This is a genomic window from Natronorubrum thiooxidans, assembly GCF_900156475.1.
Taxonomy (GTDB): Archaea; Halobacteriota; Halobacteria; order Halobacteriales; family Natrialbaceae; genus Natronorubrum; species Natronorubrum thiooxidans.
Genome location: NZ_FTNR01000005.1, coordinates 29,309 through 44,312, shown reverse-complemented (window position 1 = coordinate 44,312; position 15,004 = coordinate 29,309). Strand labels below are relative to the sequence as shown.

The 15,004-nt window shown below is 61.3% G+C and carries 16 protein-coding genes and 1 pseudogene; 6 read left to right on the top strand and 11 right to left on the bottom strand.

What is annotated here, in order from left to right; translation table 11 throughout:
• Nucleotides 1–3: 3 nt before the first annotated feature.
• Nucleotides 4–645: an SWIM zinc finger family protein gene (locus tag BW940_RS08360; RefSeq protein WP_076608937.1), complete on the bottom strand. Its 642-nt coding sequence runs from the start codon at nucleotides 643–645 to the stop codon at nucleotides 4–6.
• Between the two features lie 313 nt (nucleotides 646–958).
• On the opposite strand from BW940_RS08360, the gene BW940_RS08355 reads away from it, so the two are divergent.
• Nucleotides 959–1,222 carry a DUF7472 family protein gene (locus BW940_RS08355; protein ID WP_076608753.1) on the top strand — a complete coding sequence of 88 codons (264 nt, stop codon included), beginning with the start codon at nucleotides 959–961 and terminating at the stop codon, nucleotides 1,220–1,222.
• A gap of 104 nt (nucleotides 1,223–1,326) precedes the next feature.
• Here the strand turns inward: BW940_RS08355 and priL are convergent, their stop codons facing one another.
• A complete protein-coding gene (gene priL / locus BW940_RS08350) occupies nucleotides 1,327–2,409 on the bottom strand; it encodes a DNA primase regulatory subunit PriL (RefSeq protein WP_076608752.1) in 1,083 nt (360 codons plus the stop codon).
• A gap of 95 nt (nucleotides 2,410–2,504) precedes the next feature.
• Here priL and BW940_RS08345 point away from each other — a divergent pair, with 95 nt between their 5' ends.
• The gene (locus tag BW940_RS08345; protein ID WP_076608751.1) at nucleotides 2,505–3,371 is read left to right on the top strand and encodes an alpha/beta fold hydrolase; all 867 of its coding nucleotides are present in this window, start codon (nucleotides 2,505–2,507) and stop codon (nucleotides 3,369–3,371) included.
• A gap of 23 nt (nucleotides 3,372–3,394) precedes the next feature.
• Here BW940_RS08345 and BW940_RS08340 read toward each other — a convergent pair whose 3' ends face one another.
• Together BW940_RS08340 and BW940_RS08335 are read right to left on the bottom strand one after the other, a co-directional pair.
• Nucleotides 3,395–3,727 carry a HalOD1 output domain-containing protein gene (locus BW940_RS08340; RefSeq protein WP_076608750.1) on the bottom strand — a complete coding sequence of 111 codons (333 nt, stop codon included), beginning with the start codon at nucleotides 3,725–3,727 and terminating at the stop codon, nucleotides 3,395–3,397.
• Between the two features lie 191 nt (nucleotides 3,728–3,918).
• Entirely contained in the window at nucleotides 3,919–4,662 is a 744-nt protein-coding gene (locus BW940_RS08335; RefSeq protein WP_076608936.1) for a DNA polymerase sliding clamp, read from the bottom strand.
• Between the two features lie 241 nt (nucleotides 4,663–4,903).
• Here BW940_RS08335 and BW940_RS08330 point away from each other — a divergent pair, with 241 nt between their 5' ends.
• Nucleotides 4,904–5,689: a 23S rRNA (uridine(2552)-2'-O)-methyltransferase gene (locus BW940_RS08330; protein WP_076608749.1), complete on the top strand. Its 786-nt coding sequence runs from the start codon at nucleotides 4,904–4,906 to the stop codon at nucleotides 5,687–5,689.
• Between the two features lie 236 nt (nucleotides 5,690–5,925).
• Here the strand turns inward: BW940_RS08330 and BW940_RS08325 are convergent, their stop codons facing one another.
• The 3 genes from BW940_RS08325 to BW940_RS08315 form a co-directional block, all read right to left on the bottom strand.
• Nucleotides 5,926–6,195 (bottom strand): hypothetical protein, encoded by a 270-nt coding sequence (locus BW940_RS08325; RefSeq protein WP_076608748.1) that lies wholly within the window; start codon nucleotides 6,193–6,195, stop codon nucleotides 5,926–5,928.
• Nucleotides 6,196–6,257: 62 nt separating this feature from the next.
• Nucleotides 6,258–6,434 (bottom strand): ribbon-helix-helix domain-containing protein, encoded by a 177-nt coding sequence (locus BW940_RS08320; protein WP_076608747.1) that lies wholly within the window; start codon nucleotides 6,432–6,434, stop codon nucleotides 6,258–6,260.
• 124 nt (nucleotides 6,435–6,558) lie between these two features.
• Nucleotides 6,559–8,913 carry a twin-arginine translocase subunit TatC gene (locus BW940_RS08315; RefSeq protein ID WP_076608746.1) on the bottom strand — a complete coding sequence of 785 codons (2,355 nt, stop codon included), beginning with the start codon at nucleotides 8,911–8,913 and terminating at the stop codon, nucleotides 6,559–6,561.
• A gap of 141 nt (nucleotides 8,914–9,054) precedes the next feature.
• Between BW940_RS08315 and tatC the strand changes: the two genes are divergently transcribed.
• Nucleotides 9,055–10,005 carry a twin-arginine translocase subunit TatC gene (tatC, locus tag BW940_RS08310; RefSeq protein ID WP_076608745.1) on the top strand — a complete coding sequence of 317 codons (951 nt, stop codon included), beginning with the start codon at nucleotides 9,055–9,057 and terminating at the stop codon, nucleotides 10,003–10,005.
• A 200-nt stretch (nucleotides 10,006–10,205) separates the two neighbouring features.
• Here tatC and BW940_RS21775 read toward each other — a convergent pair whose 3' ends face one another.
• Complete coding sequence (locus tag BW940_RS21775) at nucleotides 10,206–10,343, bottom strand: hypothetical protein (protein WP_173834869.1); 138 nt, start codon at nucleotides 10,341–10,343, stop codon at nucleotides 10,206–10,208.
• Between the two features lie 221 nt (nucleotides 10,344–10,564).
• Nucleotides 10,565–10,921: a hypothetical protein gene (locus BW940_RS08305; RefSeq protein WP_076608744.1), complete on the bottom strand. Its 357-nt coding sequence runs from the start codon at nucleotides 10,919–10,921 to the stop codon at nucleotides 10,565–10,567.
• A 307-nt stretch (nucleotides 10,922–11,228) separates the two neighbouring features.
• Between BW940_RS08305 and BW940_RS08300 the strand changes: the two genes are divergently transcribed.
• Together BW940_RS08300 and BW940_RS08295 are read left to right on the top strand one after the other, a co-directional pair.
• A complete protein-coding gene (locus tag BW940_RS08300; RefSeq protein ID WP_076608743.1) occupies nucleotides 11,229–11,798 on the top strand; it encodes a DUF6789 family protein in 570 nt (189 codons plus the stop codon).
• Between the two features lie 137 nt (nucleotides 11,799–11,935).
• A complete protein-coding gene (locus BW940_RS08295) occupies nucleotides 11,936–12,805 on the top strand; it encodes an ABC transporter permease (RefSeq protein ID WP_076608742.1) in 870 nt (289 codons plus the stop codon).
• A 33-nt stretch (nucleotides 12,806–12,838) separates the two neighbouring features.
• Here BW940_RS08295 and BW940_RS08290 read toward each other — a convergent pair.
• Both BW940_RS08290 and BW940_RS08285 read right to left on the bottom strand, forming a co-directional pair.
• Nucleotides 12,839–13,936, bottom strand: a pseudogene (locus BW940_RS08290) (glutamate-cysteine ligase family protein).
• A 316-nt stretch (nucleotides 13,937–14,252) separates the two neighbouring features.
• Nucleotides 14,253–14,918, bottom strand: a complete 666-nt coding sequence (locus tag BW940_RS08285; protein ID WP_076608741.1) for a hypothetical protein — start codon at nucleotides 14,916–14,918, stop codon at nucleotides 14,253–14,255.
• Nucleotides 14,919–15,004: the final 86 nt, after the last annotated feature.

Sequence of the window (15,004 nt, the reverse complement as noted above, 5' to 3'; positions counted from 1 at the left end):
GCGCTACGCGCGTTCGACGCGAACCGATCGCTTCTCGAGTCGCGTCCGCGGGAAGACGTACACCTTCAGCGATGCGGGGATAACGCCGTTCGTCGCGATGGTCGCGTGGGGATACACTACGCCGACGACGGGGACGTCCGGGTCATACGTCTCGTTCGTCGCGTACTCGGCGACGGTGCAGTCGGCCTCGCCGATCTCGACGGCATCGGCTCGCAGGGTCGAGACGCCGACGACGGTGAGTCGATCGCCGGTCTCGCGGTCGACGACCGTCTCGCCCGGTCGGATCGTGTGGGCGTCGCAGTAGTACGGCTCCGGGTCGGTCTCGTCGACGAACACCGTGGCGTCGCAGTCGTGACACGCAACGGCGATCTGCCCCGGCGGTGGCGTCCGCCCGTCGGTAATTTCGATCGCGACGCGGCGGACGTGTTTGCATCGAACCCCGCGGAAGACGTGATCCGGGCAGGTACAGCGACCACTCTCGAGATCGACGAGGTAGGTGTGGTCGCTGGCCGACTCAACTTCATAGAGGCCGTCGCCGAGCGGGCACACCGACATCGGTTCAGTGCGGGCGCGGCGCGAGCGCGCCTCGAGACGGTCGTCTGACGGTACTGGCAGTGGTGTTTTCGGTGACGCTGTTGTGTTCATGGATGCGTCGGGCGTGCCGAGCACGACTGCGACGGTGTACTGGTCGCCGTTTTCGGCGCAACCGCCGCAGTTCGCGGTTGCATCGGTACATTCGTACAGCAAACCGTGCGATCGGCTCGTGTCGGCTCGTGGCTGGTCGGCTGGCTATTCGAACACCGTAGCCACTCGAGAGTAATAATGAAGCGGCCTGCAGGTGCAAGCTGCCCGTATTATTCGGCGACGGCTTACTGACTGCTGTCCGACAGTATCAGCAGTGATTCGTTGGCACGGCCTTCGAAGCGTTTTTGATCGGGCCGACGGAATCGTTCCGATAATGGTCGAGCGCGAGCAACTCATCGAAATCGTCGTCGCCGTCTCCGCCGTCTTTCTGATGCTCGGCGCCATGATCGGCATCGGATCCGTGTATGGGGCCACCAACGGCGGGCTGTCGCCAGAAGGGGGGCAGTTACTCGTCGGAGCTATCGTCGGCTTTATTCTGCTGTTGACCGCCGTCGGCTTCGTCTTGGCGTACATGACGAACGAGCCCGACGACGGACTCGAGACGGACGATGATCCGGACACCCAGAGTGCGGTGTAAGAACACGGCGCGGCGTCTGTCCACTGTTTCGATTCCACGAGTACTGCCCCCAACTTCGTTCTCGATACCGGTTCGACCGCGAGGACTGGCCTTGCCGGTTCCAGCTAATCGCCGCTCGCTTGCTCGCTATCGCCTTCTTCGTCGCGCCAGTCGTCGACCTCGTCGGCGTCGGCGTCGTCGATCCGCTCCTCGTAGTAGGCCATCGGATGGGGAATGCGCTCACAGAGGTCGTCCTTGTTCACGCAGTCGCCGTAGGATTGCATCGTCGCACACGAGGGAGCCGAGTACTCCGTCGGTGAGGAGTCGCCCCGAATGTGGTCGGTCTGGTAGCGCGTCATCTCCTCGCCGAACGACGAGTTGACCCGGTAGAGGTCGACGATTTCGTCAGTTTCCATCCCGATACTCGCCAGGAAGGCGGTGATCGCAAATCGTGAATGGTGTGGCAGATGTTCACCCTTCTGGATCCCATCCAACAGCGCCTTCATACACGGCGGGAACAGCTCCGGGACGACAGTATCGATCTCGCGAGTCAACTCGAGGTCGGCCAGTACCTCCCGGATCTCGGCGACGTCGTCCTCGAGTGCATCCCCGATCACGTCGGGAACATCGAACGGGAGGCCGTCCTCGATACGGCTCCGTACGGCTTCTTGGAGGAGTGTCAGGAGTTCTGCCTCCGTGATCGGCACCTCGCCGTCGGCCAGCGCGCGATTGACCAGATGCCACTCGTCTTCCCAGAGATCCTCCGCCAGGGGCAGATAGGTGCCGACGTCGATCCGATAGCCGTCGGTCGTTTCTTGGACGACAGCCTGCAGATCGAACTCCGAGAGCACCGTCTCGAGATCAATTCCCGTCGACTCGACGCTTTTGAGTTCGGTCGTGTCCTCGAAATCGGCAGTAAACCGGTCGTACGCGGTCGCGGCCTCGGCGCGGGCGTACTTGCGAACGAGGATTCGCTCGTCGACCATCGACACGAGAACGCGCGCGACGGGATAAGAGAGCAGTTCGATACGGGGATCTCGGTGCGGATCACCGGTCTCACCGTCCTCGAGTGCCGCCACGACGCGCTCGCGGGCGCGGTCGACGACCGCCCGATCCTGTTCGACAACGGTGGCCAGGTTGACGGCCTCCGTCGCCACAGCGTCGCGGGCTGCCTCGAGAAACGGGTACCGGGCGTGCAGTCGCTGCATCGGTAATTCGATGTTACTGCGCCGGGTTAAAGCCGCTGATTGCGCGCCGATTCTCGAGGGTCGACTTCAAGGGGATCCGATACGTCACTCCGAGTATGTCACGGGCGATACGAGACGGCGTGTCGATTTACTACGAGTACGACGAGAGCGAAGACGGCGGCACGCCGGTCGTCTTCGTGCAGGGACTGGGCTATGGCCGCTGGATGTGGCGCTGGCAGCGTGAGGCCGTTGCCGACGCCTTCGATGTGGTCGCCCCGGACAACCGTGGGACGGGCCAGTCAGATGCCGGCCTCCCGCCGCTCGTCCCTCGATTGCCGCGCAAACTTCGCGCACTGCTCATGTTCAAGCTGACGGGCTACTCGATCGGCGGCCTCGCGGCGGACCTCGAGGCCGTCCTGCAAGACGCCGGCATCCGCGAGGCACACATCGTCGGCGCGAGCATGGGCGGGATGATCGCCCAGCGCTACGCCCTCGAGTACACCCGGACGAAGACGCTCACGCTCTGTTGTACGAGCCACGGCGGACCTGACGCCGTCCCGGTCCCCGAGGAGACCCAAGAGTTCATTTTCGACGTTCCGAAAGGGGCGAGCGAACGGGAGACGCTCCGCCACCGAATGCGACCCGCGTTCAACGACCGCTTTACGAACCGGAACCCGCATCTGATGGATCGGATCATCGAGTGGCGACTCGAGCAAGACGCCACCGAGCCGGCACGGGAGGCTCAGGCCGCGGCCGTCTTGAACTTCGACGTCAGCGACCGGCTCAGCCGACTCCGGGTGCCGACGCTGATCCTTCACGGGACCGACGATCAGGTCGTGCCGGCCGCGAACGGGCGGCTCCTGAAAGAAGCGATTCCGAACGCACGACTCGAGTGTATCGAGGGCGGTTCGCACCTGTTTTTCGTCGAGGACGCCGACCGAGTCAATGACGAGCTACTGGCGTTTCTCGAGGACCACGAGTGACCGACTGCAGTAGTTGACGGCCGCTACGCACCGTTCGAACTCGCTGTGACGGGCGCGTCGTGAATCCGGATCCGGCCGTCGGTTTGCACGCCGACGTCAAATCCTTCGTACACGAACTGTAGCTGGTGGGTACCGGCGTCGTTGATCCGTCGAGCGTGGTCGACAAGCGAATCGAGGGCGTCAGGCTCGATGGCCTCGTAGAGCGGATCGAGTTCGACCGGGCTGGCGTCGAGCAGCGTTGCGACGGCCGTGATGACGGCGTTGCTCGCTCGCTCACCAGCGTCCGGATCGAACGTCGTGACGGATCGGAGCTCACCGGCTGCTGTTGTGTCTGTAGCGTCGTCTCTGGAAGGCATACGCGGTGGTACTGTCGAGAGCCTGGTAGACTATCTCCTTTCTATGTCCTCTTTTTAAGTAACAGTCGGCTGTTGTATGGTAGCCGTCCAGGCATCGGCGAGCGCCGGCTGCCGGGAACAGCCCGGGAGACGGTGTCTCCACTCGAGTTGTGTCGTCTCCGGAAGTAAACGGTGTTTTCGTCGTAAACGGCCTACTCGCTCTGGATGCGCGGTGCGAGCATGTAGGTGACCTGTCCCTGCCCTTCGCCGAAGCCGAAGTAGATCTTGACCGGGAACTCCTCGCCGAGTGCGAGCGTGACCTCGGTCGTCGAGGGGATCGCCTTGTTCATGTCTTTGAGATAATCGAGCGAGAACAGCGAGTGTGCCGGGCCGACCTGCAGGTCAATCAGGTCCTCTTGGGTCAACTCGAGGTGGACGTCGTCGGTGTCGCCCTCCGCGTTGACGTAGAAGTACTCCTCGGTCTCGTCGACGCCGAGTGCGATGTGGTCGGAGACCATATCGGCGGCTTTGACCGAGCGGTTGACGTCTTTGCCCTCGAGGACGACCTCAGCGGGGAGGTCGAGGTCCGGAATGTCGGGTTCCTGTCGGATGGAGTCGGGGTCGATGAGCGCGAGTGTGTACTCGAGCCCGTCGATCTGGATCTGGAGTTTGCGCGTCTCTTCGTCGAGTTCGAGCTGGATAAGCTGGCCTGATTCGGCCATGCCAGCGATATCCTCGAGTCGGGAGAGGTCGACGCCGATCAGCCCGCCGTCGGCTTCGTAGGATTCGAACGCAGCCGCATCGAGCGAGAGGTCGACCATCCCGACGTTGGCCGGATCGACGGCCCGAATTTCGAGGCCGTCTTCCTCGAGGTGGATTTTGCACTCGTCGACCAGCACGCTGACCGAATCGAGCGCGCTGGTGAGCGTTTCCGCGCTCACGATGGCCTTGAACATATGAATCAGGGTACGAACGGTTGCCATAAAAAGGCACCCTTTACGACCGACAGGCTCGCGTTCGACAGCTATCGAGCCGTCTCACTCGGCTCGTTTTCAGCAGGTCTTTCCGCTTCTGGCGCATACCCCGGGTACGAATCCGGTCGAGTGCACACTCGACCCGACTGGTAACGTCGACTGCACCGAACCCGTCGGCCATGTTCCGGCCGATCCCGGCGCGAAACTGTTACCGTATACATCCATGACACGACGCGATCAGTACTACAACAAATCGAAGCAGGAAGGCTATCGGAGTCGCGCTGCCTACAAGCTCAAGCAGCTCGACGACCTCGAGAACGTCATTTCAGGGGGCGACACGGTTGTCGACCTCGGGGCCGCACCCGGCGGCTGGCTGCAGGTCGCCGCCGAGAGGGTTGGTCCACCGGGTACGGTCATCGGTGTCGACCTCCAGCGAATCAAAGACCTCGATGACGCGACTCTCGACGACCGGGTCGAAACGCTCCGTGGGGACATGACCGAAGACAAAACCCGCGAGCGCGTTATCGACGCCGCAGACGGCCCCGTCGACGCGGTCGTCTCGGACATGGCACCCAACATGTCCGGCGAGTACTCGCTGGATCAGGCTCGCTCGCTCTATCTCGCACGACAGGCGTTCGAGACTGCACTCGAGATCCTCGACACCGGCGGCAACTTCGTCGTCAAGATCTTCGAGGGACCGGACGTCGACGAGTTCCGGGCCGACGTCGAAGACGAGTTCCAGTACGTTCGAGTTACCTCCCCGAAGGCCAGCCGTGAGGAGTCCTCCGAGATTTATTTCATCGCCAAGGGCCGGCTCACCGCGCCGTTGCGACCGGGTGACGAACTCGAGGTCAAGATCATCGATGTCGGTTCCGAGGGCGACGGGATCGCGTCCGTCGACGGCTACCGGCTGTTCGTCCCCGGAACCGAAACTGGTGACGAACTGACGGTTCGAATCGAAGACGTCAAGCCGAACTTCGGCTTCGCCGAGCCAGTCGCCGACGAGTGACTGGCTGATACAGTCTGCTGGACGTCATTTCTGTCGCGACCGCGAGCTGTCCTGCGGTCGCACCGGGACATCGGTCCAGCAGACCGGATGACTGGTCCTCCCATTGGTACTGCCAGACAAAAGCAGTAAACGCCCGATCGCGTCTCACGGCTCGTCGCCGAAGGCGACGATCGTTCGCGTACGATCGGTGCGTGAATAGTTTTGTCCGGCAGTATGAGAAACGATGTCGCGACCGACTACTGCGTTTCGTCGTCGTCCTCGAGACGATACGTGAGTTCGATATCCGTGGCCGACTCCTCTGCAGTCGCGACGTAGAGCGTCTCGAGTTCGTCGAACAGGTCGTCAGAGAGGTCGGCACCCGCTTCGGATCGCTCGCGGGCGATTGCCAGTTCGTCGTAGAGGTGGCCGGTCGCTTCGTGAAGCGCGCGCTGTGTGGCTGCCGTCGTGGGAAGTTCGAGAGTCCGAGTCTCGCTGTTGTCCAATCGCTCCGCAGCCGGTGATGTCATGCTGTATGAGACGCTACTCGTAGCATATAACACCTTTCATAATTATCAACGGTAACGATATGTTAGTGTTCGTCCTCGAGACGATCGTGGCGGTCGTCGATCTCGTCTAAGATGTCGAGCGTTTTCCGAATCGAGGCACGGATCGCGTCACTGCGGTTGACGAATTTGCCGTCGTCGCCGACGTGGTCGTCTAGATCTTCGAGGAGTTCCTGTGGGATTTCGACGCTGATTTTGGGCATCAGTCTGCGTGATCGTTCGATGGGGAGTCTCTTAACAGTCCGTATACAACTCGATCGGCTGCCATCGGTTCGTCGTTCAGTTTCGCCGCAAACGAGGACACCGCCTGTGTCTCGAGCACGAGACTTATTTAGTAACGGTACCGGAGTCGGCGTCTGATTCGGGTGCGGTCTTGCCGCCGCCACCGCCGAATAGCCGCCCGCCGCCGGTAAGGGCATAGAGCACGGCAAGCCCCAGCAGGTAGGTCAGTGCGATCGGGATGGCAAACAGGAGCATCGTCAGGATGCCTTTCGGACTGGCGATCGCGGCGATGGCGAAGATACCGACGACGACGGGTCGCCAGCGCCGGAGCATCGTCCGGTAGGTGAGGATTCCGCCGACGTGAAACAGCGCCATTGTGACGACGATGTTCATCAGGAAGCCGATACCGACAGTCGTGAAGATCACCAGCCAGAAGAAGCTGCTGATCCGGTAGGAGACGACCATTCCGTTGGTGATCGCGTCGGTGACGAGATACGAAATGATCGCCGGTGCGACCCAGTAAAAGCCGAGGTAGGTGCCGAGTGCGAACCCGCCGAACAGCGAGCCTCCCCAGACGATGAACGTGCGTCGGTCACCGTAGACCAGCCCGCGCTCTTTCATCGCGGGCCAGGCGTAGTACAACACCATGGGCAAGACGGCGATGATCGCTGCCAGCACACTCACTTTCACTTCGAAGATCAGCACCTCGACCGGATGGAGCGCGATCACCAGATCCATCTGGTCGAGGAGTTCGCCAGTCGTCATCAGTGCAGGCTCGCCGGTCACATCGTTTTGTTCGGCGACCTCGACTAATACGTCGTCCGGAACACCCGAGAGGAACTGTGCGTACACCGTCCGCAAGCCGCCGCTGTAGAGCCAGAAGAACGTCCCGCCCATGACGAGCATGAACACGCCGACGATGCGGAACATCTTCGAGGTGAGGCTGTTGAGGATAAACGCGAAATCGTAGGCGTAGCCACCGATATCGTCTTCGGTGGTCTCCTCCTCGGTGAAGGGATCGAGCATTCCAGCGGCAGTACTCGAGAAGAGCCCGCCCCCCTCCTCACCACTGTCGGCGGCCTTCTGACCGCCAGCGCTTTTCCCGGTCGACCCGGCACTCGAGCCGTCCGTATCGCCGTCACGTTCCGCTTCGAGCGAATCGAACCGATCGAGGATCGCCTGTGCTTTCTCCCGGTCGTCGTCGTACATCGCCTGTCGGGAGTAGTCGAGGGCCTCCTCTTCGTCCATCGTCCGGAAGACCTGGATTGGGACGTCCTCTATATCCGCGGCGGTGAGGGTGTCGAAGTCGACATCATCGGGGTCATCCGCGGTCCGGATATCGTCCTCGCGGGGGTAGACCGGGGCCTGTAACACTTTGATCGTGTACCCGACCAGAATAATGAAGCCGACGCCGGCGGCGACGAGAAGCCCGACTGCGGCGTCACCGAGCAGGCCGTATTCGGCCGCCATGGCCTCGAGGCCGCCGGGACCGCCGGAGCCGGGTCGCAGCCACGACGGGAAGAGCGGATAGACCGATTCCTCGAGGGTGTCGAAGCCGCCCTGATTGACGAACGCGCCCGTCAGGACGGCGACAAGTGTCAGGACGCCGGTAAACTGGAGGACAGTCCGTTTGACGTGTGTGGTACCGCTGAGGTCGGTTTCGGCGGCCCCGCGACGGCGGATGTTAGTGACGACTTTCGCCAGTCCGAGACTGAAGATGTACAGCGCGACCATCGGCAGCGCCCACATCACCAGGGTAAAGGGATCCGGTGGGGAGAACAGTGCGCCGAAGATGGTGACGCCGACGATGGCGTGGCGCCACTTGTCCCGGAAGGTCTCGTAGGGGACGATCTCGGTGTATGCCAGCACGCCCATAAGCAGCGGCAGTTGGGCCGCAAGCCCGAACGAGAGAGTCAGGAGGGCGATAAACTCGGTGAACTCGGTGATACCGAAACTGGGCTTGACGCCGACGCTGACTGCGTTTTGTGCGAGGAAATCGAAGGCGTAGGGAAAAAAGATCGTGTACGCATAGACAACGCCAGCCCAGAACAGGACGAACGCGCTCAGTACGAGTCCGCCGATGTACGTCTTCGAGATCGGGACGGCGCTGTTATACCCGCGACGCTGAAGCGCATCACGCGAGAGATAGAGGAGGGCGGGAATGGCCACGAGAACCCCGGCGAACATCCCGATTTTGGCCTGTAAGAGGATCACCTCGAACGGTGTTCGAGTGATGATATCCGTCTGGTCGGCGACGTACTGTGCCATTTCAGCTTTCGCCGTCGCCTCGAGGAAGTCCCAGATCCAGATGCGCAGGGCATAGAACGAGCCGATGAAGCCGATGACGAAGACGATAAACACCTTCTGGAGATGCGTCTGTGCACTCGAGAGCAGTGTGCCGATCGTCTCCCGGCCGGTGGCGATGGCTTTGGCCGTATCTTCGCCGACGGCAGAACTCATTTACTGGTGTTGGTAACTGACATCCAGTTATCAACCTTTCGAGTGACAGTGTAATAACGGCCGATTTCGAGATTCCAAGACGCTTGGCCAGTGCTCGTAAGAAAAAGGCCTATAACCGCTGGCCTATCTATATCTCGATAGATGTCGGACGAGCCGGCCGACGGTGGAGACGCCGCAAACCCCGTCGATGAGCCTGAAACGCCCCCAGAGTCATCCGACGAGCCGCTGCCGACCGACAACGAGCACGAGACCGAATCCGATCTCCCGGTCGAAACCGACGGCGAAGGCGTCGTCGGCGACCACCACGAACACGGCGGCGATCCTGCCTACCCCGACCCAGACGACGATGTCGGCGGCATTTCGACGCCACCGGATGACGAGGAGATGCCCCTGGCCGACCACATCGAGGAGATGGTCCTTCGGCTCGCGGTCGTCTTGCTGGTCGGCTCGGCTGGGACCGCGATCGGCCTGCTGTGGGCCTCCGATGCGCTCGAGTACATCTGGCTCAACGTCTTTCCCTACACCGTCGCGGAGGTTCCGCCACCGCACGTCTATCACCCACTCGAGCTGTGGCTGACCCGGATCAAAGTCTCGGCGCTGCTGGGGATCATGGTAGCGCTGCCGATGTTCGTCTACCAGTGTTATCTGTTTATGCGACCGGGGCTGTATCCCCACGAGCGCAAGTACTACCTCGCGGCCGTCCCGACAAGCGTCGTGCTCGCGGGGATCGGCATGCTGTTTTCGTACATCCTCGTCCTGCCGGTGTTGTTCCAGTACTTCACGTTCTACGCCGAGGGCAGTGCGAACATTGCCTACGCACTCGGCGACACGTTCAACCTGATCATCACGCTGATCGGTTTCCTCGCAATCGTCTTCCAGATCCCGCTGTTCATCATGCTCGCGATCATGATGGGCGTGACGACCCGCCGCTGGCTGGCCCAGAAGCGACTCTACTTCTGGGCGGCCTTCGCGGGACTGTCGTTCATGTTCACGATGGATCCGACGATGATGGCACCCATCCTCGTCGCGCTCACCATGATTCTGCTGTTCGAGGGGACGTTGATCGTCCTGAAGTGGGTCGGACGGGAGTGACCGGTCACGCTGTCTGATCTGTGGCGGTCCACGCTGGCACTGCTGCCGTACTGGCTAAAATGAGTTACACATCCAGTACAGCTGTCGTGCGATGTGTGGTGTCGACTGACTGTGCCAACAGCGTACAGACAAGCGAACAGTCTGGGTACCGAACGTCCGATTCTGGTTGCTGACCTGTATCCGGCAGGTCGTTCGCCGAATCAGCGACCCAGCGTCTCGAACAGTTGCTTGAGACGACTCGTAAACCCGATCGTCGGCGTTCCAGGGAGATAGACCGGTACGTCGGTCTGGTCGGTCGCGTCGGTATCCGTCGGATCGGTTGATTCTGTTGTTGCCATACGAATGGCTTCGAGCCTAGTGCGTTTATATTTTCCCAGATATAATTTTGGAATTATAAACCAATAATTGTTATCGAGAAAGGTCCTCACGGTACGGCCTGTGCTGGGTCGCTATCTCTCGACTGGCGTGAACACCCCACAATCAAAGGTCCATCCCAGTCTTACCAACTGCACACGGTGTCGAATCCGTTGCAATCAGTTTTTGCTGGGACGACTGCGCATCATCGATGTTCTCGCGTTCGGTGAGAAGCGTACTCGAGGGCGTCCTCGAGTGAGCCGGGGCCGTCGTAGCTGGCTGAAAAGAGGTCCATAAACTGGGTGGCGATTCGATCACAGCGATCGAACGTGAGAACGATCCTGATGCGAAGCGTCTCAGAGAGGTCGAGACCGGGGTATGTCGTTGCGGTCAGCGCGTATCCGGGGTGGTCTTCGCCGTCGAGCGACGCCGGTGCGACCTTTAGTCGTAAGTCACCTGATTCGTGACAATACGTCCGATACTGCAGTTCCCGTTCGCTATTGGCCGGCGTGTATGTTCGACACGCTTCTCTGTTCCACGCGGGCGGTGCGTCGGCGTCCATTACTGAACTGTACCAACCCAACCCCCACGTCCGTATCGGAATGCGCAATATTCCCGGACGTTAGTCCAGAAACTACACCAATGGTGGGTTAGGCATACCGAACTCGATTGTATTTTGGTAAAATGTCGTCTTCTGACAGCCAAATCCGGACGATGTCGAAATCGCCAGGCGGTGTGTCGGTGCCGAAGCTCTTCCCGACGAGTGACTCGAGAGGACGTTGTTGTGCTCGATACCTGTCGGGCAGGGCCGTCAGCCGCGCGCCAGAGTGTTAAGTTACTGCTCGTGGGAGAGTGGTCCCGAGATCAGTATGTCCGTGTCCGATCATTTACGACGGTTGCAATCGACGAGCGAGCCACGGGAAGGACCCGACGCGGTCGAGAACCAGTCTCGTGTCGAACACGCCACGTACGCCGCTGCCCGCGGGCTCCAGGCAGGGTTCGTCGCGACGCTCATTATGACGGCGTTCCGGCTCCCGATCCTGCGGTCGCTGCCGCCGTCGGCGAACTTCTGGGCGCAGTACGTGACGGGGGGTAAGCCGTCGGACCATCCGGTTGCGGGTCTCGCCTTGCATCTTGCCTACGGGATTCAGGCAGGGGCGCTCTTTGGGGCGCTGTTTGCACTGCAGGATGCCGAACGGTCGATCGAACCCGAACAACGCGGCCTCGTCTGGGGGTCGGTCTACGGGATGGCGCTGTCGGCGTTTGGCTCACAGTTCATGCTGAAGGAACTGCTGGGTATCCGACTCGACACCGACGAACTGGCGCTGTTTCACGCCGGGCATCTCGTCTACGGTCTCTCGCTCGGTGCGTGGGTCGGCTCTCGTACCGAGGGTGTCGAGGACCCCGAGGCTGAGTACGAGTACAACGACGGGAACTGAGTTCACAACTGAACTGCATCTCTCACACTAGTACTAGTATCTTCATCGGTGCGATTATCAATCCCTGATAGGCGTATTACGCCCGCTCGAGTCAAATCATAACAACCCGTAAACCTCGGCACCGATGCCGTTTGGGTATGGAACTCGGCGTCGTCCTCGGTGTCGTTGCGATCGGTTTCGTCCACGGTGTCTTGCCGGATCATGGCTGGCCGATCGCGGCGACGTACGCACTCAATCGGCAGCACCGCTGGCTCTATGGGTTTCTCGCGGCATCGGTCCTCGGGATCGGTCACCTGATCAGCAGCGTCGTGCTCGTGCTGGCGTACTTCTGGTTCAGTGCGTTCGCCGACTTCGCCGACGGCCCGTGGCTCGGCACCGTCGCCGGAGCCCTGTTAATTTTGCTTGGCATTCACGAGTACCGTAACGGTGGCCACGGACACGGACTCGAGGGTCACGAGGACGGTAACCATGGCCACGAGCACGAGCGCACCGACCATGGTCACGACCACGAGCACGACGATCACGCTCATCACACTGACGGCGGGAGTCAGACACTCCACGGCGACCACCACACACACGAGCACGGACAGCATACGCACGACCACCACGCCCACAGTCATGCACACGACCACCACGACGATCGAGGCTTGCTCGAGCGACTCCGCAACGCCTTGCCGGGTGGCGACGGCCACCAGCACCTGACCGCAGAACACGCCGAACGCGGGCTCGTCGCTCTCGGAACGACGGCGCTCTTGCTCGGATTCGCCCACGAGGAACCAATTCAGATTCTGGCGATCTGTAGCGGTGCCGGAACGGGACTCTGTCTCGAGTTAATGCTCATCTATTCGCTTGCGGTGATCATCGCGATCATCGCCCCGACGCTGCTGTTGATCGCGGGCTACGAACGCCATCAGGCACGGATCGAGCGAGTGACGCCCCATCTACCGACGATCACGGCGGTCGTCCTGGTCGGAATGGGGCTGGCGTTTATCTTCGGGCTCATCTGATGCATGTCTCCTGGTAACACGGTCTGCTCTCGCTCAGTGTTCGGCTGACTGGCGGAGGATCTCAACGTCCTCTTCAAGTCGACTCGCATACTCTAAGCGCAAATCTCGAGCGTCGCTGGTGGGCACGTACTGACGGCCGTCGATCCGCGTGGCGATGGGATGGTAGTCGTCGACGGAAAACCCCATCCGCTCGAGATAGCTCGCGACGGCGGTTGACTCGAGTCCGTCGTGCATCGCCGCTTCGGCGAGATCACAGGCGGTGTCGAACTCGGGGATGGAGATCCCGTCGCCCGTGACGTGACCGGTGTTTCTGGGGTCGCTATCGCGTTCGATTTCGACGGTCGTGTGGTGGAGCTGTTCCATCACCGTCTCGAGTTCGTCGGCCAGGCGGAGCACCTGGCTCGGTAGCGCCGCATCAGGTGAGCGCCACTCGACGGTTGGCATCTCGTCGCGCAACCGAATCGGCGTCCAGACCACGTCATCGGTCGAGAACTGGGCCTCGACTGCGCGCTCGTCGATGCCTTCCTCGAGTGCTGCCTGTTTGAACTCATCGTAGCGGCGCTCGAGGCGGCGGTGCCACTCGCCGACGGTGTCGACGTAGTGCCAGAGCTGGCCGTGTTTGGGAAACTCCGCGTAGCTTTTCTTTCGGTAACAGTAGGCTCGAGCGCTGTTGGCGATGCGTTCGCCGTGAAAGTACGGTGAGGAGTTAACCAGTGCAAGCGCCGCGTCCAGCGCGATGAGCGTGTTGAGCTGATCAGTGACGTTTCATTTCTCGACGTGAATGTGCGTGCCGGCGCAGTACTTCGCGTAGTCGAAGTTCTCGCCGACGACCGCCTTCTGGATGCGGCCGCGTTCGTCCGGTCGGCGGTCGATCGACCCGCAGTTGATCGGCGTTCCCAGCGGGACGAGTCGTTTATCCACCGTTGCGGCTCTCGACAACACCTCGTCGAGTTGCTCGACGAACGACGATTGCAGTTCGTTGATCGTCTCACAGGGAGGCGTTTTCAGCTCGAACAGCGGTTCGACGAACTCCCGTTCGGTCCGTTCGGAGATATCTGCGAGTTCGCCCGGCGAGGTGAGTTCGCCGTCGGTATCGATCACCCAGTACTCGACTTCAATGCTCGTATTCATACTCGAGGGAAAGTGCTCAGTTGTCGCAGTGTCTCATACGGATTGCTGTCCGTCAGTTCCGGTGTACCCGCGACCCATCCTGCAGGTACACCGGGAGATCGGTACAACGGACCGCATCCGCAGTTGGTTGTGGGCCGATCGTCGTTGTTGACACCAGCCTATGGTAGTGGATAGATCGCTAGTTAGCGGCGTTTCGTTGAAATGGCGGTGCCTGCAGCCGCCTGCCTCGCCGCTTCACAGCCGAGCCGACAGCCGGAAACGACGCGATCCAGTGTCCTTCGGCGGCCGCCCTCGAGTCGCCGTCGACACACCGCGTTCAGAGTGCCTTTCGGCGTCTGGTGAGGTAGTAGCCAGCAACGATCGGCTGTAACGGCGGTACGAACAGACTCACGAACGCGACCCCGAGGTAGAATCCCGGATTCGGTCGCCAGCCGTTACCGTAGGTGCAGACGTAGGCGGCGTCTTGATGGATCGCGATCGGGAACGTTCCGAAGGCGATCGCACCGGCTAGCCCGACCGCGGTCATAAACAGCCCCGGGAGCACGAGGAGCACGGCGACACCCGCCGCGACGGCCCCGAGAAGCGTCGTCACGAGTGAGATCGCGATAACGACCCACCAGCCCGACCATCCCGGTTTCGTTCCGAACCGTCTGTGTCGACGAAAGAGATAGAACACGCCTGCGGCCGGTGCCCAGACGAGCGCGAACACGGCGTTGAGCCACGGGCTCGGTTTCCAGTGGCTGCTCGCCCCACCCTGCGCTCGAACCCGGCGAGCGTCGACAACGAGAGCGGCTGTGATCCCGATGGTCAGGAGCGTATACCCGAAGCTCCCGACGAGCAGAAGGCCACGCTCGAGGCCGGGGACACCGGGGTCGGCATCACGCAGAATGCCGATGAGGCCGACGCCGATCACTGGCGGAAACAGATACAGCAACCGCTCGATGAGCCGTGCCCAGTCGATGTCATCGACACGTGGGATCATCTCGAGACCTGGCCGTCCCCGACGGAAGGTCGACCGGTGATGTGTGTCTCGTTTGGTTCGTCCACTCCCATTACCGCGGTGCGGTC